We start from the raw sequence: 611 nt of genomic DNA on the forward strand, positions 1-611 counted from the left end.
TTCCTTGCCGGCGCGTGCCTACAAGCAGCTGCTGGCCGACCCGGCGGTGGCTGCGCTCAAGGAATGGATTCCTGCCAACTTCGCCGGCCCCAACGGCGCCAAGGTCTTTGCGCGGCGTTCCGACAAGACGCTTCGGGTCGGCATTTCGGGAGCATTCACCTATGCCGGCTTCCATGACGCCATTCTCGACCGGGTCGAGGATGTCGCCGCCCAGGCAGCACTCGACCGGGCGGTGTTCGCCGGCGGTTGCTCGGAAAATTCCGAAACCTCGGTGTCGGCGCTGTCAGAGGATATTCTGAAGCTTTATTACGACGACTATATCGCGCAATGGGACAGCTTCCTGCGCGACATGAGGCTCGCGCCATTGACCGACCTCAATGTCGCCAGTGAGAACCTCAAGGATCTTTCAAGCGCCGACTCCGCGCTGAAGCGCCTGGTTACCGCGGTGGTCCAGGAGACCGAGCTTACGCGATCCGATGAAGCGCCGACAAACGACAAGGCCGCGGCGGCAGGTGGCTCGAAACTGCTCGGCAAGCTGGGCAAGCTTGGCAAGATCGTAAAAACCGGAGCAAAGCTTTTGCGGCGTGCGGGCTCCGCCGACGAAGTGGATC

Annotated in this window: 1 protein-coding gene; it reads left to right on the plus strand. The window is 62.0% G+C overall.

The features are described from left to right. Window positions 1-611 (plus strand): ImcF-related family protein (locus NKI72_RS35355; RefSeq protein WP_352852310.1); only part of this gene is annotated, 611 nt, incomplete at both ends.

It is taken from the genome of Mesorhizobium sp. M0437 (genome assembly GCF_040321335.1).
GTDB lineage: Bacteria > Pseudomonadota > Alphaproteobacteria > Rhizobiales > Rhizobiaceae > Mesorhizobium.